The 18,559-nt window shown below is 63.2% G+C and carries 22 protein-coding genes; 11 read left to right on the plus strand and 11 right to left on the minus strand.

Features of this window, described 5'->3' with window-relative positions:
* Positions 1-29 precede the first annotated feature (29 nt).
* The gene (locus tag AC1DXN_RS14710; RefSeq protein ID WP_477274193.1) at positions 30-1,025 is read left to right on the plus strand and encodes an aldo/keto reductase; all 996 of its coding nucleotides are present in this window, start codon (positions 30-32) and stop codon (positions 1,023-1,025) included.
* 84 nt (positions 1,026-1,109) lie between these two features.
* Here AC1DXN_RS14710 and AC1DXN_RS14715 read toward each other — a convergent pair whose 3' ends face one another.
* The 8 genes from AC1DXN_RS14715 to infC all read right to left on the minus strand — a co-directional run bounded on the left by AC1DXN_RS14715 (position 1,110) and on the right by infC (position 8,012).
* A complete protein-coding gene (locus tag AC1DXN_RS14715) occupies positions 1,110-1,712 on the minus strand; it encodes a nucleotidyltransferase family protein (protein WP_477274195.1) in 603 nt (200 codons plus the stop codon).
* Positions 1,713-1,751: 39 nt separating this feature from the next.
* On the minus strand, positions 1,752-4,160 hold the full coding sequence (pheT, locus tag AC1DXN_RS14720) for a phenylalanine--tRNA ligase subunit beta (RefSeq protein WP_477274197.1): 2,409 nt from the start codon (positions 4,158-4,160) through the stop codon (positions 1,752-1,754).
* The gene (locus AC1DXN_RS14725) at positions 4,157-4,579 is read right to left on the minus strand and encodes a GFA family protein (RefSeq protein WP_477274199.1); all 423 of its coding nucleotides are present in this window, start codon (positions 4,577-4,579) and stop codon (positions 4,157-4,159) included. The genes pheT and AC1DXN_RS14725 overlap by 4 nt, the downstream gene beginning before the upstream one ends.
* A complete protein-coding gene (gene pheS / locus AC1DXN_RS14730) occupies positions 4,576-5,628 on the minus strand; it encodes a phenylalanine--tRNA ligase subunit alpha (RefSeq protein WP_477274494.1) in 1,053 nt (350 codons plus the stop codon). Before pheS ends, AC1DXN_RS14725 begins: the two co-directional genes overlap by 4 nt.
* Positions 5,629-5,819: 191 nt before the next feature.
* Positions 5,820-6,221: a 50S ribosomal protein L20 gene (gene rplT, locus AC1DXN_RS14735; RefSeq protein ID WP_023672281.1), complete on the minus strand. Its 402-nt coding sequence runs from the start codon at positions 6,219-6,221 to the stop codon at positions 5,820-5,822.
* Positions 6,222-6,309: 88 nt separating this feature from the next.
* Complete coding sequence (gene rpmI, locus AC1DXN_RS14740; protein ID WP_006201248.1) at positions 6,310-6,513, minus strand: 50S ribosomal protein L35; 204 nt, start codon at positions 6,511-6,513, stop codon at positions 6,310-6,312.
* Positions 6,514-6,707: 194 nt separating this feature from the next.
* On the minus strand, positions 6,708-7,334 hold the full coding sequence (locus AC1DXN_RS14745) for a methyltransferase family protein (protein WP_477274201.1): 627 nt from the start codon (positions 7,332-7,334) through the stop codon (positions 6,708-6,710).
* Positions 7,335-7,475: 141 nt separating this feature from the next.
* On the minus strand, positions 7,476-8,012 hold the full coding sequence (gene infC, locus AC1DXN_RS14750) for a translation initiation factor IF-3 (RefSeq protein WP_010912915.1): 537 nt from the start codon (positions 8,010-8,012) through the stop codon (positions 7,476-7,478).
* Positions 8,013-8,244: 232 nt separating this feature from the next.
* Here infC and AC1DXN_RS14755 point away from each other — a divergent pair, with 232 nt between their 5' ends.
* From AC1DXN_RS14755 to AC1DXN_RS14770, 4 genes are all read left to right on the plus strand, one after another.
* The gene (locus AC1DXN_RS14755; protein WP_477274203.1) at positions 8,245-9,015 is read left to right on the plus strand and encodes an alpha/beta hydrolase; all 771 of its coding nucleotides are present in this window, start codon (positions 8,245-8,247) and stop codon (positions 9,013-9,015) included.
* A gap of 4 nt (positions 9,016-9,019) precedes the next feature.
* The gene (locus AC1DXN_RS14760; RefSeq protein WP_477274205.1) at positions 9,020-10,162 is read left to right on the plus strand and encodes a benzoate/H(+) symporter BenE family transporter; all 1,143 of its coding nucleotides are present in this window, start codon (positions 9,020-9,022) and stop codon (positions 10,160-10,162) included.
* Between the two features lie 117 nt (positions 10,163-10,279).
* The gene (locus AC1DXN_RS14765) at positions 10,280-10,756 is read left to right on the plus strand and encodes a DUF2852 domain-containing protein (protein WP_477274207.1); all 477 of its coding nucleotides are present in this window, start codon (positions 10,280-10,282) and stop codon (positions 10,754-10,756) included.
* Between the two features lie 100 nt (positions 10,757-10,856).
* Positions 10,857-11,615 carry a M48 family metallopeptidase gene (locus AC1DXN_RS14770; RefSeq protein ID WP_477274209.1) on the plus strand — a complete coding sequence of 253 codons (759 nt, stop codon included), beginning with the start codon at positions 10,857-10,859 and terminating at the stop codon, positions 11,613-11,615.
* 286 nt (positions 11,616-11,901) lie between these two features.
* Here the strand turns inward: AC1DXN_RS14770 and AC1DXN_RS14775 are convergent, their stop codons facing one another.
* The gene (locus AC1DXN_RS14775; protein ID WP_477240561.1) at positions 11,902-12,120 is read right to left on the minus strand and encodes a hypothetical protein; all 219 of its coding nucleotides are present in this window, start codon (positions 12,118-12,120) and stop codon (positions 11,902-11,904) included.
* Between the two features lie 110 nt (positions 12,121-12,230).
* On the opposite strand from AC1DXN_RS14775, the gene AC1DXN_RS14780 reads away from it, so the two are divergent.
* The 6 genes from AC1DXN_RS14780 (at position 12,231) to AC1DXN_RS14805 (ending at position 17,758) form a co-directional block, all read left to right on the plus strand.
* Positions 12,231-12,890, plus strand: coding sequence for a phosphoribosylanthranilate isomerase (locus tag AC1DXN_RS14780; protein WP_477274211.1), 660 nt, complete (start codon positions 12,231-12,233; stop codon positions 12,888-12,890).
* A 28-nt stretch (positions 12,891-12,918) separates the two neighbouring features.
* A complete protein-coding gene (trpB, locus tag AC1DXN_RS14785) occupies positions 12,919-14,139 on the plus strand; it encodes a tryptophan synthase subunit beta (RefSeq protein WP_477274213.1) in 1,221 nt (406 codons plus the stop codon).
* Positions 14,140-14,141: 2 nt separating this feature from the next.
* Positions 14,142-14,981, plus strand: coding sequence for a tryptophan synthase subunit alpha (gene trpA / locus AC1DXN_RS14790; protein ID WP_477274215.1), 840 nt, complete (start codon positions 14,142-14,144; stop codon positions 14,979-14,981).
* 46 nt (positions 14,982-15,027) lie between these two features.
* The gene (gene accD / locus AC1DXN_RS14795; RefSeq protein ID WP_477274217.1) at positions 15,028-15,954 is read left to right on the plus strand and encodes an acetyl-CoA carboxylase, carboxyltransferase subunit beta; all 927 of its coding nucleotides are present in this window, start codon (positions 15,028-15,030) and stop codon (positions 15,952-15,954) included.
* A gap of 62 nt (positions 15,955-16,016) precedes the next feature.
* Entirely contained in the window at positions 16,017-17,342 is a 1,326-nt protein-coding gene (locus AC1DXN_RS14800) for a bifunctional folylpolyglutamate synthase/dihydrofolate synthase (RefSeq protein WP_477274219.1), read from the plus strand.
* Positions 17,339-17,758 (plus strand): VOC family protein, encoded by a 420-nt coding sequence (locus AC1DXN_RS14805; protein ID WP_477274221.1) that lies wholly within the window; start codon positions 17,339-17,341, stop codon positions 17,756-17,758. The genes AC1DXN_RS14800 and AC1DXN_RS14805 overlap by 4 nt, the downstream gene beginning before the upstream one ends.
* A gap of 25 nt (positions 17,759-17,783) precedes the next feature.
* Here AC1DXN_RS14805 and AC1DXN_RS14810 read toward each other — a convergent pair whose 3' ends face one another.
* A complete protein-coding gene (locus AC1DXN_RS14810; protein WP_477274223.1) occupies positions 17,784-18,065 on the minus strand; it encodes a cupin domain-containing protein in 282 nt (93 codons plus the stop codon).
* 129 nt (positions 18,066-18,194) lie between these two features.
* Positions 18,195-18,518 carry a thioredoxin gene (gene trxA, locus AC1DXN_RS14815; RefSeq protein ID WP_477274225.1) on the minus strand — a complete coding sequence of 108 codons (324 nt, stop codon included), beginning with the start codon at positions 18,516-18,518 and terminating at the stop codon, positions 18,195-18,197.
* Positions 18,519-18,559: the final 41 nt, after the last annotated feature.

The raw sequence follows: 18,559 nt of genomic DNA on the forward strand, positions 1-18,559 counted from the left end.
TCTGTCGCATCGCAACAAGGAGACGCGTGATGCAAACCCGCAAGCTAGGAACTGAATTGAATGTCTATCCCGTCGGCCTCGGCTGCATGGGCATGAGCTTCGCCTATGGCGGTCAGGCAGAGGTCGACGCGATCGCCACCCTGCGCCGCGCCGTCGACATCGGCGTCAATTTCTTCGATACCGCGGAAGTCTACGGCCCCTTCGAGAACGAAATCCTGCTCGGCAAGGCGTTGAAGCCGGTGCGCGACAAGGTGACCATCGCCACCAAATTCGGCTTCAAGATTCTCGAGGAAGGCACCGGCATGGAGCGCATGGCCGGCGTCGACAGCCGTCCCAAGCACGTCAAGGCGGTCGCCGAGGCGTCGCTGAAGCGGCTGGGCACCGACGTGATCGATCTCTACTACCAGCACCGTGTCGACCCCAACGTGCCGATCGAGGACACGGTCGGCGCCATGGCCGAGCTGGTGCGCGAGGGCAAGGTGCGCGCGCTTGGCCTGTCGGAGGCCAGTGCCGCAACCATCCGCCAGGCCCATGCCGTGCACCCGATCGCGGCCGTGCAGAGCGAATACTCGCTGTGGAGCCGCGATCCGGAAGACGAGGTGTTTACTGTGTGCCGCGAACTCGGGATCGGCTTTGTTCCCTACAGCCCGCTCGGCCGTGGCCTGCTGACCGGCACCATCGCCAAACCCGAGGCCTTGAGCGACGACGATTGGCGCCGCACGCTGCCCCGCTTCCAGGCCGACGCCATGGCCGCCAATGCTGCTGTCATCGCCACGCTGGAGAAGATGGCGGCGCAAAAGGGCGTGACCACGGCACAGCTGGCGCTCGCCTGGGTGCTGCACCAGGGCGATTTCATCGTGCCGATCCCGGGTGCGAGAAAAATCCACCATCTGGAGCAGAACACGGCGGCAGCCGCGATCGAGTTGAGCGCGGCTGAGGTGGCGGCGATTGGCGATGCGCTGTCGCCGGATAAGGTGGTTGGCAAGCGCTACACCGAGGAGCTGTTGGCGCTGGTGAATGGGTGAGCGATGATCAACAGAGGAAGGGGCGCTTCGGCGCCCCTTTTTCGTATCTGGCAGCGCAGAGGGGGTGTCTCGCGCCGACATTTCCTACCAAGGCACCACCGATATCTCCGGCCAGTTCTCTCTTGCCCTCGCCCCCTTCGCCTCATGCGTCTGCTGGTTGTCCATCACCCGGTTCGGCGTGATGCGAAACGAGAAGATGTCGTCGAGACCAAACGGCGCCACCAGCTCAAGCTGTCCATCCGCAGCGTAGCGAACGCCCACCGCGTGGGTCCTCGAGGCGAAGAAATGGAGCGCGTGGCTGGAGCTGGTATAGCGGGGGCAGGATCGTCCGAATTTGAGCGGATACCACAGATGCACCCGCGCCTGGTTGCGCAGCTCGACCGGCAGCGGCAGGCCGACGAAGACCGGCGCGGCGCGAGCAATCACACCGTCCTCGGCTTCATAGGACAGGTCATTCTCGTCGAAATAGAACAGGTCGACGTCCTTGATACCGCAACCCGACGGCTTTCCCGTCAGCTGGTTCCAGACGCTGTTGTAGAGCGCGCCGGAAACGATCAGCCAGTCCGGTAGATCGAGGCTCCTTGCCCGAACCAGCGCTTCATGGATCAGCTTATCTCTCGACACGATGTCGAGAAACGCCGCGCGTTGCGTTTCGAAAGGCAGGCCGGAATAGCGCAGATGGTCCATCGCCCTTTGGAGGACGATTCGCCATCTGCCGGCAATCCCTTACGTCCTCAGCACGCCGCCCGTCTGCTTGCCGACATTCTCGACGATGCGCTTGGCCAGCGCCTCGAAATCCTCGTCGGTCAGCGTCTTTTCGACCGGCTGGATCGACACTTCGATAGCGATCGATTTTTTGGCCGCGCCAAGCGAAGCGCCCTCGAAGACGTCGAAGACCGAGACGGCGGTGATGAGCTTCTTGTCGGCGGCCAATGCGGCGCGCACCAGCGTGCCGGCCTCGACCGTCTTGTCGACGACGAAGGCAAAATCGCGCTTCACCGCCTGGAAAGCGGAGAGCTCCAGCTTAGGCTTGGTCTTCGTCGGCTTGGCCTTCGACTCCGGCACGGCGTCGACGAACACCTCGAAGCCGCACAGCGGTCCGGAGACATCGAGCCCCTCCAGCGTCTTCGGATGGAATTCGCCGAATGTGCCGAGCACCGTCTTCGGGCCGAGCTTGATCGTGCCGGAACGGCCGGGATGATACCAGGCCGGACCGCCGGCCTCGATCTGCAGCCGCTCGACCGGTGCGCCGCAGGCTTCCAGGGCCGCGATTGCATCGGCCTTGGCGTCGAACACGCCGACATTCTGGGAATTGCCGGCCCAATTGCGGCCGGAGCCGTCAAGCTTTGCGGTTCCGCGCCGCACGCCGGCGGCGACTCGCCGCTGCTGGTCGGCGCCGTCGCCTTCATAGGTGCCCGACACTTCGAACAGCGCCACATCGCCGATGCCCTTGTCGGCATTGCGCTGCGCAGCCGCCATCAGGCCCGGCAGCAGCGACGGCCGCATGTCGGACATGTCGGCGGCGATCGGGTTGGCAAGCTTCAGCGCCGTCTGCCCGCCGCCGAACAATTCGGCGTGTTTTGCGGGAATGAACGACCAGGTCACGGCCTCCATCATGCCGCGCACGGCAAGCGCGCGCTTGGCCGTGCGGGTTCGGATCTGCAGCGTCGTCAGGATTTTGGAATTGACCGCGTCATGCGCGCCGAGCGGCTGCGGCACGATGTTGTCGACGCCGTGGATGCGCATGACCTCTTCGACCAGATCGGCTTTCCCAGCGACATCCGGCCGCCAGGACGGCACGGCGACTTTGACGACATCGCCCGATCCCTTGGGCTTGAAGCCGAGGCGCGACAGGATGTCGAGGCTTTCTTCCCTAGGCACCTCGATGCCGGTCAGCCGCTTCACTTCCGAAAGCGGGAAGGAGACGATCTTGGGCTTATGGCCGGCATACCCTGCCACTTCGATCTCCGTCGGCGTGCCGCCGCAGAAATCAAGCACCAGCCTGGTCGCTAGCTCGACGCCCGGAACCATGAATTCAGGGTCGACGCCGCGCTCGAATCGATAGCGCGCGTCGGTGATGATGCCGAGCGTGCGGCCGGTGCGGGCCGTGGCGATCGGGTCCCAAAGAGCCGATTCGATCAGCACATCGGTGGTGTTCTCGTCGCAGCCGGAATGTTCGCCGCCCATGATGCCGGCAATCGATTCGACGCCATTGTCATCGGCTATGACACACATTTCCGGCGTCAGCGTGTATTCACGACCGTCGAGTGCCTGCACCTTTTCACCGTCGCGCGCGCGGCGCACGACGAGATTGCCGGCGACCTTGCTGGCGTCGAACACGTGCAGCGGCCGGCCACGGTCGAAGGTGACGTAGTTGGTGATGTCGACCAGCGCGCTGATTGGCCTCAAGCCAATGGCGATCAGCCGTTGCTGCAGCCATTTCGGCGACGGGCCGTTCTTGACACCCTTGACCAGATTGAGCGCGAAGCCGGGGCAGAGCTCCGGCGCCTCGATCGTCACCTTGACCGGGCACATGCCGCTGCCGACATGGGGCATGATGGCGCCGCCGACGAGGCGGCCCAGCCCACTCGCCGCCAGGTCGCGGGCAATGCCGTAGACGCTGGTCGCATCGGGCCGGTTCGGCGTCAGGTTGATCTCGATCAGCGGATCGTCGAGATGCGCATAGGCGGCGAAGCTGGTGCCGACAGGGGCATCTGCCGGGAGGTCGATGATGCCGTTATGCTCGTCCGAAAGCTCCAGCTCGCGCTCGGAGCACATCATGCCATGGCTTTCGACACCGCGGATCTTACCGACCGTCAGCGTCACGTCGATGCCGGGAACATAGGTACCGGGCGCGGCGAAGGCGCCGATCAGGCCCGCTCGGGCGTTGGGCGCGCCGCAAACCACCTGCACGGGCGGCTTGCCGTCGCCGGTGTCGACGGTCAGCACCCGCAGCCGGTCGGCATCTGGGTGCTGCACCGCCGTCAGCACTTTGGCGATGACGAAGGGCTTTAAGCCAGCTTTGTCGTCGACATGTTCGACTTCGAGGCCGATCGAGGTCAGCCGCTCGACGATCTCGTTGAGCGTTGCGTCGGTCTCAAGGTGATCCCTAAGCCAGGAGAGGGTGAATTTCATGATTCTGTTCCGTGTGGTCTGGGCACGCTTGTCTTCAAATGGCGCGGCAAGTCGTCCGGCATATGCAGGAAGGGCAGCTGTTCGCTGACATAGGCATGCAGCGTCGGCTTGAAATCGGCCGGCGCGTCCATGGCGCCGAGCGCGAAGTAGATGTGGTCCTCAAGCCGCTCATCGACATAGGCGATCGGCGAACCGCAAATGCCGCAGAAGGAGCGCGTCACCGGCCCGTTCTCGAACATCTTCAGCGCCTTGCCGGTGAAGGCGACCTGTTCGGTCAGGAAGCCGACAAAGGCCGACACCGGCGCGCCGCTGGCCCGCCGGCAATCGCCGCAATGGCAATAGCTGACATGGTGCGGTTCGGCCGAGGCTTCGAACCGCACGGCGCCGCAACGACAGCCGCCGGTATGGGGCGCTGTCATGCCGAGAGGCCTCCGAACAGGGTCGGCATGTCGAGCGGCCTGAAGCCGTAATGCGCCAGCCAGCGCACATCGGCGTCGAAGAACGCGCGCAGGTCCGGCATGCCGTATTTCAGCATGGCGATGCGGTCGATGCCCATGCCCCAGGCAAAGCCCTGATATTCGTCCGGGTCGAGCCCGCCAGCGCGCAGCACATTGGGATGCACCATGCCGCAACCAAGGATCTCCATCCAGTCGGAGCCTTCGCCGAAGCGCACTTCGCCAGGCCGCGAGCGGTCGCACTGGATATCGACCTCGAGGCTGGGCTCGGTGAACGGGAAGAAGGACGGCCGGAAGCGCATCTTCACCTGCGGCACCTCGAAGAAGGCCTTGCAGAACTCTTCCAGCACCCACTTCATGTTGGCGACGTTGGCTGATCTGTCGATCACCAGCCCCTCGACCTGATGGAACATCGGCGAGTGGGTGGCGTCGGAATCCTGCCGGTAGGTTTTGCCGGGGATGACGATGCGGATCGGCGGCTTCTGCGTCTCCATGGTGCGGATCTGCACCGGCGAGGTGTGGGTGCGCAAAAGCTTGCGCTCGCCCTTCTCGTCCGGCTGGAAGAAGAAGGTGTCGTGCATCTCGCGCGCCGGATGTCCCTCGGGGAAATTCAGCGCAGTAAAATTGTAATAGTCGGTCTCGACATCCGGACCTTCGGCGATGGCAAAGCCGAGATCGCCGAAGATCGCCGCGATCTCGTCGATGACCTGGCTGATCGGATGAATGCGGCCGCGCTCGGCTGGTGATTGCCGCACCGGCAGCGTCACATCGACCTTTTCCGCCGCCAGGCGGGCGGTGATCGCCACATCCTTCAGTTCGGCCCGGCGCAAGGTCAGCGCGTCGGTGACGCGGTTCTTGAGGCCGTTGATCGCCGGCCCCTTCAGCTGGCGCTCTTCGGCACTCATCGCTCCGAGCGTCTTCAGCATCTCGGAGACGGAGCCCTTCTTGCCGAGGGCCGCGACGCGCACGGCTTCGATCGACGCCTCGTCGGCGGCCGAGGCGATGTCAGCCATCAGGGAATTTTCGAGCGTATCCAGGCCAGTGGTTGCGTCGTTCACGGTCAAACTCGCTACGTTGGAAGTCTGCTTAAAGTGAAAGTCACTTTTAAGTTGAAGTTCAGGCATCAGAGACAAAAGAACCCGCGCCAGCCGTGCCAGCGCGGGTTCCCCAAATCAGAATTTCGAATGCTTGGGAAGCGCTGGTCTTAAGCGACAGCGCTTTCAAAAGCGTTCGGCGTGGTGTTCTTCAGATATTCGAGCGCGACCTTGGCCTTGGCGACCAGGGCTGCGAAAGCCTGCGGCTCGTGGATGGCCATGTCCGACAGGATCTTGCGATCGATCTCGATGCCCGACTTGTTGAGGCCGTCGATGAAGCGGCCATAGGTCAGGCCATGCTCGTGCGTCGCGGCGTTGATGCGCTGGATCCACAGCGCGCGGAACGAGCGCTTGCGGTTCTTGCGGTCGCGATACGCGTACTGCATCGACTTTTCCACCGCCTGCTTGGCGATGCGGATGGTGTTCTTGCGGCGGCCGTAGAAGCCTTTCGCGGCTTTCAGGACCTTCTTGTGCTTGGCGTGCGAAGTGACGCCTCTTTTTACGCGTGCCATGTCATGATCTCCTTAAAAGCAATTCCAAGTGCCTGGCGGCTTTCCGTTCGGAATTGCGTAAAACAAATGCGTGCCCGGACCGAATGCCTTAGAGGCCGTTCGGAAGAAAATTCTTGATGACCTTCTTGCCATCCGGTTCAGCCAGAACCATCGTGCCGCGGGCATTTCGAATGAACTTGTTGGAACGCTTGATCATGCCGTGACGCTTGCCGGCCGCAGCCGACAGGACTTTACCCGTACCTGTGATCTTAAACCGCTTCTTGGCGGCCGACTTGGTCTTCATCTTGGGCATTTTGCTACTCCGTATTATGTGCGCACGATCGCGCTTTTTGTTCGCTTCAGGCCGACCAAAGCCCGAAAAGCAAATGAAACCGCCACGGCATGCCCTGCCGGGCGGTTTTCTTGGAACGGCGGTCCTATACGTCAAAGCAGGCCGGGGCGCAACACCTCAGGGGCTGCGACGCTCTGTCCGGACCCGAGCGTGGCCTAAGGGATGCGGAACAGCACCGGGAGAATCCCAGATTGCTGGGCGCCGTCGATGGTTTCGAAGACGGGCAGCGCCACCAGGAACACCAGCCCGTCCAGCAGCGTGGTCAACAGCAGGCGCGGCTTGAAGCTGCCGGTATCGCCTTCCTCGTAGAGCGACAAATTAGGGAAGAAGCGTGGCACTTTCGCCAGATAGGCCTTGTATGGCGCACCAAGCGCCTCCTTGAGGAATTTCTCCTCGTGCCGGATGACGATGTGAAAGGCTCCCGCACAAAGCAACCCGAAGCCGATCGTGCCCGTGACCGAGCCGATCTGCGCGCCGACGCCGGCGGCAGCAACGCTCGAGAAGACATAGAGCGGGTTGCGGGTGATCGAATAAGGGCCGCCGGTCACCACCTCGGAGGATTTGCGCCCGCCGATATAGAGCGTCGACCACAAGCGTCCGACGACACCGAGGAAGATCAAAAGCACGCCGAACATCTCGATGGTTTCGTGCACCGGTGTATCCGGCGGAAACGTCGACTGCCCGAACAGCAGCGCCGCGAACAGCACGACGACGAGCACGGCAAGCACCATCCTGCGCGTGTGCTGATAGTCGCCAGTCGCGTATTTGACCTCATTGACCATGTCGGAATCCGATCGTCGAAAAGCTTTGCCGGCGATCGCAGCATCTGGACAAGAAACAGGCGTCCCGCCGATCGCCGGGACGCCGTGGAATATCATCAAGGCGGATTTAGAGCGCCATCATCACGCTGAACTTATCGTGATCTAGCGCGGCGCCAGCACCATCATCATCTGGCGGCCTTCGAGCTTCGGTTCCGCTTCGACCTTGGCGATGGTCGCCACTTCCTCGCGGACCTTGTTCAGAAGCTGCATGCCGAGTTCCATATGCGCCATCTCGCGGCCACGGAAGCGAAGGGTCAGCTTGACCTTGTCGCCTTCCTCGAAGAAGCGCCGCACGGCCTTCATCTTGGTCTCGTAGTCATGGCTGTCGATGTTCGGGCGCATCTTGATCTCCTTGATCTCGATGACCTTCTGGTTCTTGCGCGCCTCGGCCGCCTTCTTCTGGTTGGCGTATTTCAGCTTGCCGAGATCGAGGATTTTTACGACGGGCGGTACCGCATTGGGCGATATCTCGACCAGATCGAGCCCGGCCTCTTCGGCAAGCAGCAATGCGTCGTTGATGGAGACATCGCCTCGGTTCTGGCCTTCGGCGTCGATGAGCTGGACCCGGGGAACCCGGATATCACGGTTGGAGCGCGGGCCATCCTTGGTGGGCGCCGCTGCTTTGAAAGGTCTGCGAATGGTCGTGGTCTCCTTGAGCCGTTTCGTTCAGGGTTCTTCAGTTCAAATCGGTGAACGCGCCAATGTGGTGAGCGCGCGGGCGGAGTCAATAGCACAGCGCTGACAGGAAATCACCCTGCGTCCGCCACCTTCGGCTGCGCCAAGCGAAGAAACGCGCCAAGCACTTTTCGTTGAGCCCTCGGCTGTGCCAAAAGACCGGCGTGCCAAGAGACCGGCGCGAGGGAACAAAGCCATGACCGCCACCGCCCCGGGTTTTCTGGACGTCGAAGGAACCGCCATCGCCGTCAGGCATAGGGCAGGCGCCGAGCCCGGCATCGTCTGGCTCGGCGGCTACAAATCCGACATGTTGGGCACGAAGGCGCAAACGCTGTCGGATTGGGCGGATCGCGAAGGCCGCGCCTTCCTGCGCCACGATTATTCCGGCCATGGCGAATCGGGCGGCGCCTTTGCCGACGGCACCATCTCGAAATGGCTGGCGCAAAGCCTCGCGGTCTTGCGCCATTTCACGCAAGGCAAGCAGATCCTGGTTGGTTCCTCGATGGGCGCCTGGATCGCGCTGCGCATGGTGCAGGAATTGCGCAAGGCGGGCGAGGACCGCGTCGCCGGCCTGGTGCTGCTGGCGCCGGCGCCGGATTTCACCGCCGAACTGGTCGAACCGGCATTGACCGAGGCACAGAAGCGCGACCTCGCGCAAAAGGGCTTCTTCGAGGAGCCGTCGGACTACTCCGCCGAGCCTTACATCTACACCCGCGCGCTGATCGAGGACGGCCGCAACAACCTGACAATGACCGGGCCGATCGACACCCATTGTCCCGTCCACATATTGCAAGGCCTGGCTGACGCGGATGTGCCGACAAGCCATGCGCTGAAGCTGGTCGGCCTGCTGCCGGCCGACGATGTGACGCTATCGCTCATTCCCGAGGGCGACCACCGCCTGTCGCGGCCGCAGGATCTCGACATGCTGCTGCGAGCCGTGGGCGCCATGGTCCAGCAGGCAGGGTAGGAAAATGCGCATTTCCATTCCCATTTCCGCCTTCGTCGCGGCGATTGTCGGCTTCGGCGGCACGCTGGCCATCGTCATTGCCGCGGCCAAGGCGGTCGGCGCGACGCAGGTCGAGACCGCGAGCTGGGTCACCACCATCTGCCTGGCGATGGCCATTGAGAGCCTGTGGCTGTCATGGCGCACGAAAATGCCTGTCATCACCGCCTGGTCGACGCCGGGCCTGGCGCTGATTGCCGCATCGAGCGGCTTTTCGATGCGTGAGGCCGTCGCTGCCTTTGTCGTCACCGGCATCCTTTTGATCGCCACCGGCCTGTTTCGGCCGCTGACGCAGCTGATATCCAGGATACCGCCCTCCGTTGCCTCGGGCATGCTGGCCGGCATTGTCGTCACCTTCGCGCTGAATGCGGTCAAGACCGTTCCCGTCGATCCATGGCTGATCCTGCCGCTGATCGCCGCCTTCTTCGTCATCCGCCTGTTCAATCCGGCGCTGTCGGTGCTGGCAGTGCTGATCGGCGGTGGCCTCGCGGCTTTCCTTACCGGCCGCGTCGGCGGCCTGCCGACACCGGAGATATCGACGCTGACGCTGATTGCGCCCGATTTCACTGCCAAAGCGATCATCGGCCTGGCACTGCCGCTCTACCTCGTCACCATGGCCTCGCAGAACCTGTCCGGCCTCGCCGTGCTCAGGGCCGCCGGCTACCATCCCGAACCCGGCCCGCTGATCGGCGTCACCGGCCTGTTTTCGCTGCTGTCGGCGCCGTTTGGCGGCTCGACCACCAATCTGGCGGCGATCTCGGCGGCGATCTGCACCGGGCCGGACGTCCATCCGGACCCGGCCGAGCGCTGGAAGACCGGCCCGTTCTACGCGCTGGCCTACCTCGTCTTCGCGATGTTCGGCGCTTCGCTGGTGGCGATCTTCGCCGTCCTGCCGCAGAGCCTGATCGTGCTGGTCGCAGGCCTGGCATTGATGGCGTCGCTTGCCAACGCGCTGTCGATCGCGCTGAAGGAAGAGGGCGAGCGCATGGCCGCCACCGTCACCTTTGTCGTCACCGCGTCGGGGCTGACGCTGTTCGGCGTCGGTGCCGCATTCTGGGGCCTGATCGCCGGACTGGTCGTGCTTTTCCTGGAAATGCTCAAAAAGCGATAATCATTTCAGGACCTTGTCCGGTTTTGGCCGGCATTGTCTTGAATCGCCGTTTTTCCCATCCCATTTCGAATCCACGCAGCCGTATCTGGCTGTCTCCAACTGAAGGATTGGGAGAAAATGAACACATCTGCATTGATCCGTCCGGCGTGGACGCCGGCGACCATCGCGTTGATGGTTGTGGGTTTCATGGTGTTCTGGCCGCTCGGCTTCGCCATGCTTGCCTACATCATCTGGGGTGACCGTCTCGACGGCTTCAAGCGCGACGTCAACCGCGCCACCGACGGCATCTTCGCCGGCTGCCGCCGCGGTTCCGACAAGGCCGCCCGCTGGGGCCACGGTTCGGCTCGCACCGGCAACGTCGCTTTCGACGACTGGCGCGAAAAGGAACTCGAGCGTCTCAATGAAGAGCGCAACAAGCTCGACGAGATGCTGACCCAGTTCGACGAGTACGCCCGCGAATTGCGCCGCGCCAAGGACCAGGACGAGTTCGACCGCTTCATGGCCAACCGCAACAAGGCGACCGCTCCGACGACGACGACCGAACCGAGCAAGCCGGCGAAGCGCGGCAAGGGTTCGAACCTTCTCGACGACTGAGCCCCAGCGACAGGGCCCGGCATGCAAAAACGGCGTCGCGCAAGCGGCGCCGTTTCTTTTTTGTTCTGGTCGTTTTCCTCGAATCGCGTATCGTCTCGCTATGTCCTTCGGCTTCTTCCGCAACCTGACGAAACCCACGCCTTCCCCCGTTGAAGAGCGTGAGCATGTCGTCGCCGGCCGCTCGTTGCCGCTCAAGATCGTCGAGAGCGACCGGGCGCGGCGGCTGACGCTGCGCATCGATTCTGGTGGCCGCGGCCTGCGCATCACCGTGCCGCCGGGCCTGCGCCGCGGCGAGGTGGAAAAATTCCTGCATCGCCATCAGGACTGGCTGGAGCAGCGTCTGGCCAAGGTGCCAAACCGGCCGCAGGTGCGGCCCGGCATCAAGATACCGCTACGCGGCGTGCCGCATCGCATCGTCCATGAACCGGCAAAACGCGGCACCGTCAGCCTGTCGCGCGACGAGCGCGGCCCGTTGTTGATCGTGCATGGCGACCGGATACATCTGCCGCGCCGCATCGCCGATTTCTTGAAGCGCGAGGCCAAGAAGGAAATCGAGAAGCTGGTGATCAAACACACCGAGGCGCTAGGCAAGCGCGCCAAGGCGATCCGTTACAAGGACACGTCCAGCCGCTGGGGGTCATGCACGTCCGAAGGCAATCTGTCCTTCTCGTGGCGCATCATGATGGCGCCGCAGCCGGTCATAAACTACCTCGTGGCGCATGAGGTGGCGCATCTCAAGGAGATGAACCACGGCCCGAAATTCTGGAAATTGTGTGAAAAACTCTGTCCTGACACCGACCGTTGCAAGGACTGGCTGAAGCGCAATGGCGGCGCGTTGCAGGCGATCGTGTTCGAGTAGGGCGGTTGAAGATGGTGACGCCATCTGCAGCTTCGTCATCCTAGGGCGGAGCAAGGAGCGAAGCGACGCGGCGTAGACCCTAGGATCCATGCCGGGACGCGCGAGCGTCGCAGCGGTGCAGGTATTAAAGATACTTGGAACGACAGATCGGTGTCGCGGGGTACTTATTCTGCGCCGCCGCGTTCTTCGGTGGATGCCACGGAATGGATCCTAGGGTCTGCGCTCCGCTTCGCGTCGCTCCGCCCTAGGATGACGAAGGTAGGGTTGCCGCGACTGAGAAAGCCTCTCAATCGTCGTTCGCGGCGTTGAGATCCTCGGGCCGCAGCCCCTCATCGCCATGGCGCGGCCACGGCAAAAAGTTCTTCTCGAAGGCATCGCCGCCGAAATAGTCGAGCGCGCGGTGCGCCTCGGCGCCGTTGAAGGCGGCCTTGTCCATCAGGTGCGCGATGACCTCGCGGGCCTGTGCGATCTTCTGCCTGAGTTGATCAGCGGTTTCGTCTGCCATTGTTTTGCTCCCGCCTGTATCGCTACAGGGAAAGGTAGCGCTTTCCGCCCCGGCGGCAAACAGGATGCTTTTTCTCGACTCTTTTGCGGTTTCGTGCCAATCCCCGCGCCATGGCGCTCGACATCAAGATATGCGGGTTGAAGACTGACGGGGCACTGGCCGCGGCTTTGGCCGGCGGCGCCAGCCATGTCGGCTTCATTTTCTTTGCCAAGAGCCCGCGCTATGTCGATCCCCTGGAAGCCGGGCGCTTGCGCCAGGCAGCAACGGGCAAGGCCCAGGCGGTGGCCGTCACCGTCGATGCCAGCGACGCGTTCCTCGATGAGATCGTCGCGAAAATGCATCCCGACATGCTGCAAATGCACGGCTCGGAAACGCCCGAGCGGGTGGCGCAGGTGAAGGCCCGCTATGGCCTGCCGGTGATGAAGGCGCTGTCGGTCAGCGAGGCTGCCGATCTGGAGCGGATAAAGCCGTTTATCGGCGTTGCCGACCGCTTCCTGTTCGATGCCAAGCCGCCAAAGGACTCGGAATTGCCGGGTGGCAATGGCGTCGCCTTTGACTGGCATATTCTGGCCGGCCTTGACGCCAGCGTCGATTACATGCTTTCCGGTGGGCTCAACGCCGCCAACATCGGCGACGCCCTTCGGCTTGCCAACCCGCCCGGAATAGACATTTCCTCAGGCGTGGAAAGCGCGCCGGGCGTCAAGGATCCGGCGCTGATCGAACAGTTTTTCCGGGCCGTCAGGGCCGCGCGCGACGATCGCGCCGCCTGAACAATTTTTTCGAACCAGGAGATCGGCGATGGACCAGCCGGCGACACCCAATTCCTTCCGCACCGGACCCGACGAACAGGGCATGTTCGGCATCTTTGGCGGCCGTTTCGTCGCCGAGACGCTGATGCCGCTGATCCTCGACCTCGAGCGGAACTGGAACGAGGTCAAGAACGATCCGGATTTCAGGGCTGAACTCACTGACCTGTCGACCCATTATGCCGGGCGGCCCTCAAAACTGTATTTCGCCGAAGGCCTGACCAGGCATCTCGGCGGCGCCAAGGTCTATTTCAAGCGCGAGGATCTGAACCACACCGGCTCGCACAAGATCAACAACTGCCTCGGCCAGATCCTGCTGGCCAAGCGCATGGGCAAGAAGCGCATCATCGCCGAAACCGGCGCCGGCCAGCATGGCGTGGCGTCGGCCACGGTGGCGGCGCGCTTCGGCTTTCCCTGCGTGGTCTATATGGGCGCCACCGACGTCGCCCGCCAAAGCCCCAACGTCTTCCGCATGAAGTTGCTGGGCGCCGAAGTGCGGCCGGTCACCGCCGGTCACGGCACGCTGAAGGACGCCATGAACGAGGCGCTGCGTGACTGGGTTACCAATGTCGAGGACACTTATTACCTGATCGGCACCGCCGCCGGGCCGCATCCCTATCCGGAACTCGTGCGCGACTTCCAGTCGGTGATCGGTTCAGAAGCTCGCGCGCAGATCATCGAGCAGGAAGGCCGGCTGCCGGACACCATCATCGCCTGTGTCGGCGGTGGCTCGAACGCCATCGGCATGTTCCATCCTTTCCTTGACGACAAGGAGGTCCGCATCATCGGTATCGAAGCCGGCGGCCGCGGCCTCGACGGCATCGAGCATTGCGCCTCGATGAATGCCGGCGCACCCGGTGTACTGCACGGCAACCGCACCTATCTGCTGCAGAATGCCGACGGCCAGATCATGGACGGCCACTCAATCTCGGCCGGACTCGATTATCCCGGCGTCGGCCCAGAGCATTCCTGGCTGCGCGACTCGGGCCGTGTCGAATACGTGCCGATCCTCGACGACGAGGCGCTGGAGGCTTTCAAGCTGACGACGCGGGTCGAGGGCATCATTCCGGCGCTGGAATCCGCGCACGCCATTGCGCACGCGGTGAAGATCGTGCCCGCCATGGACAAGGACCAGATCGTCATCGTCAACCTGTCCGGCCGCGGCGACAAGGACGTGCATACGGTTGCCTCGATGCTGGGCATGGAGATCTGATCATGGTGACCCGCATCGACCGCCGCATGGCGAAACTGAAGACCGAAGGCCGCCCGGCGCTGGTCACCTATTTCATGGGCGGCGACCCCGACTACGACACCTCGCTGTCGATCATGAAGGCGCTGCCCGGCGCCGGCAGCGACATCATCGAGCTCGGCATGCCGTTTTCCGATCCGATGGCCGATGGCCCGGCGATCCAGGCGGCGGGCCTCAGGGCGCTGAAGGGCGGCCAGACTCTGGTCAAGACGCTGAAGATGGCGGCGGACTTTCGCGCCGGTGACAACGAAACGCCGATCGTGCTGATGGGCTACTACAACCCGATCTACATTTACGGCGTCGACCGCTTCCTTCGGGACGCGATTGCCAGCGGCATTGACGGGCTGATCGTCGTCGACCTGCCGCCGGAGATGGATGAGGAACTCTGCATCCCGGCGCTGAAGGCCGGCATCAATTTCATCCGGCTGGCGACGCCGACCACCGACGACAAGCGCCTGCCCAAGGTGCTGCAGAACACATCCGGCTTTGTCTACTACGTGTCGATGACCGGCATCACCGGCTCGGCGCTGGCCGACACCGGCAAGGTGGCTTCCGCCGTCAAGCGCATCAAGGGCCACACCGACCTGCCGGTCTGCGTCGGTTTTGGCGTCAAGACCGCCGAGCAGGCGCGCGTCATCGGCGCCAATGCCGACGGCGTCGTCGTCGGCACGGCGATCGTCAATGCGGTCGCCAACGTGCTGGGGCCGAAGGGCGAAAAAACCGCCGACCCGGCCGAAGCGGTCGCCACGCTGGTCAGCGGCCTGGCGCAAGGCGTGCGCTCGGCCCGCCTTGCTGCCGCCGAATAGTTTTCCTACCTCTTCCTAACTCTTCGTCAGGACAGGAGCCGAAGCGATGAACTGGATCACCAATTACGTCCGCCCGAAGATCAATTCGATGCTCGGCCGGCGCACCGACATGCCCGAGAATCTCTGGATCAAGGATCCGGAGACCGGCGAGATGGTGTTCCACAAGGATCTGGAGCAGAACCAGTTCGTCATCCCGTCTTCCGGCCATCACATGAAGATCTCGGCCAAGGAGCGGCTGCGCTTCTTCCTCGACGACGGCAAATACGAGCAGCTCGAAAATCCCAAGGTCATGCAGGACCCGCTCAAGTTCCGCGACGAGAAGCGCTACACCGACCGGTTGAAGGACGCCAAGGCCAAAACCGGCCTCGAAGACGCCATCGTCAACGCGCTGGGCTCCGTCGAAGGCCTGCCGGTGGTGGTGACGGTGCAGGACTTCGCCTTCATGGGCGGTTCGCTCGGCATGGCCGCCGGCGACGCCATCGTGCATGGCTTCGAGGTCGCCTTGCAGCGCAAGCGGCCGCTGATCCTGTTCGCGGCCTCCGGCGGCGCCCGCATGCAGGAAGGCATCCTGTCGCTGATGCAATTGCCGAGAACCACCGTCGGCGTCGACCGGCTGAAGGAAGCCGGTCTGCCCTACATCGTCGTGCTGACCAACCCGACCACCGGCGGCGTCACCGCGTCCTATGCCATGCTGGGCGACGTCCACATTGCCGAGCCCGGCGCGCTGATCGGCTTTGCCGGACCGCGCGTCATCGAACAGACCATCCGCGAAAAACTGCCCGACGGCTTCCAGCGCTCCGAATATCTGATGGAGCACGGCATGGTGGACATGGTGGTGTCGCGGCTGGAATTGCGCGGGACAATTTCCAGGCTCTTGAAAATGCTGCTCAAGCTGCCCGAAGAGCAAAAGCCGCTGGAGCCGGAAATCCTGCCGCCGGCGCTGATCCCGCCGGAAGCCCGTCCGCAAGCCTGACGCGACATCGTTCGCCGCGAACCGCGATTGCGCGCGCTTTGTTGCGCGCTTAGGATTCGTCCATGACCACGCTTGCCGCAGACCGCGAAATCGAAAGCCTGATGGCGCTTCACCCGAAGGGCTTCGACCTTTCGCTTGGCCGCATATCGCGGCTGCTGGAACGGCTGGGCAATCCGCAGGACCAATTGCCGCCGGTCATCCATATCGCCGGCACCAACGGCAAGGGTTCCTGCGCCGCCTTTTCGCGCGCGTTGCTCGAAGCCTCCGGCTACCGCGTCCATGTTCACACCTCGCCACATCTGGTGAACTGGCATGAGCGTTACCGACTGGCCGCCGATGGCGGCGGCAGGCTGGTCGAAGACAAGGTCTTCGCCGATGCCATCGCCCGCGTCGCCAAGGCCAATAATGGCGAGAAGATCACCGTCTTCGAGATTTTGACCGCGGTGACTTTCCTTTTGTTTTCCGAACATCCGGCCGACGTGGCGATCATCGAGGTCGGCCTCGGTGGTCGCCTTGACGCCACCAATGTCATCAGCGAACCGGCCGTCTCAGTGATTATGCCGGTCTCGCTCGACCATCAGGCCTATCTCGGCGATCGGGTCGAGGTGATCGCGGTCGAAAAGGCCGGCATCATCAAGCGCGGCTGTCCGGTGGTCATCGGCGCCCAGGAAAGCGAGCCGGCGCTGCAGGCCATCATCGAAACCGCCGAGCGGCTTGACTGTCCGTCCTTCGTCTATGGCCAGGATTTCCTCGCCTATGAGGAAAACGGCCGCATGGTCTACCAGGACGAAGACGGTCTGATGGACTTGCCGCCGCCGCGCCTGCCGGGGCGCCACCAGTTCGCCAATGCGGCGGCGGCGATCGCCGCGGTCAAGGCGGCGGGTTTCGAGATCAGCCACCGCGCCGCCGAAAAGGCCATGACGAGCGTTGTCTGGCCGGGCCGGATGCAGAAATTGTCGCAAGGCAGGCTGGTGGATCTGGCGCCCAAGGGCGCCGACATCTGGCTCGATGGCGGTCACAATCCGGGCGCCGGCATCGTCGTTGCCGAAGCGCTGGCCGAGCAGGAGGAAAAGCACCCGCGGCCGCTTTTCCTGATCGCCGGCATGATCAACACCAAGGACCAGAGCGGCTATTTCAGCGCCTTCAAGGGCCTGGTTCGCCATGTCTACACGGTACCTGTGAGCATGAGCGACGCCGGCGTGCCGAACGACGAACTGGCGATCCGCGCCACGGAGGCCGGGCTGACCGCCGAACCGGTGAGTTCCGTCGCCAGCGCGCTGATGCTGCTGCGCGACACCTGGGACGGACCGCCGCCGCGCATCCTGATCGGCGGATCGCTTTATTTCGTCGGCGCGGTGCTGGCCGAAAACGGCACGCCGCCAACATGATCAAGGTGAAGCAGCTCGCCCACGTCTGCATCTTCGCGCACGACCTGGAAGCGACGAGAAGCTTCTACCGCGACGTGCTGGGCATGGACACGAAATTCAATTTCCTGCGCGACGGCAAGGTCTTCGGCTTCTACCTCGATTGCGGTGGTCGTAGCCATGTCGAGGTGTTCCAGAAGGACGGCACGAGCTTCAGCGAGCTCAACCAGATCAACCATTTCTGCCTTGAGGTGGAAAATATCGACGCGGCGATCGCCCATATCAAGTCGAAGGGCGTCGACGTGACCGCCAAGAAGCATGCCTGCGACGACACCTTCCAGGCCTGGATCCGCGATCCCAGCGGGGTGAAGATCGAGCTGTTCGAATACACCGCAAAAAGCGCCCAATTCGCCGGCGGCGCCCGCATCGCCGACTGGTAGTCGTACCCGATGCGGCCTTGATGGATTACTTCAGCTCGATCTCGATGAAGGCGTACTCGCCCTCATTGGCGCTGATGACGTCGTGCTCGACGCCCTCCTTGCGGAAATAGGGCGCGCCCTTCTTCATCTCGGCGAAGGATTCGCCGTCCTTGGTCAACAGCTTCACTCTGCCGTCCATCAGCGGCACGACGACATAGTCGTGGCCGTGGCGGTGCCAGCCGGTGTTGTCGCCCGGGGCGAAGCGATATTCCGTGACGATGACGCGCTCATTGTCGATGAAGACGGTGGCCTTGGCGGATCCGGTCATGTCGCTCTCCTGTTTTGCCAAAACAGAGGACATGGCGTGCGCGGGCGCGAGGGCCAGAGCGGCTCAGCGATGACGCCAACAAAAAGCCCGGCGCGAGGGCCGGGCTTGATGGTCGGAATCCTGGATGGATCAGGCGAGGTTGCCGTTGATCCAGTGCGACAGCGCGGTCTTCGGCGCGGCACCCACCTTCATGTCGGCCATTTCGCCGCCCTTGAAGATCATCAGCGTCGGAATCGAGCGCACGCCGAACTGGGCGGCAAGCTCGGGATTCTCGTCGATGTTGAGCTTGGCGATCTTCACCTTGGCGCCTAGCTCAGTGGCGATGTCCTCAAGCGCCGGCGCGATCATCTTGCAAGGACCGCACCACTCCGCCCAGAAATCGACGACGACCGGTATGTTGGCGTCAAGCACATCGGTCTGGAAGTTGCTCTTGTCGACCTTGACGGTGGCCATATGGAAAATTCCTTTCGAAAGTTTTTGTCCCACCAAATGTG

The sequence above is a fragment of the Mesorhizobium sp. P2_H9 genome (assembly GCF_056403215.1).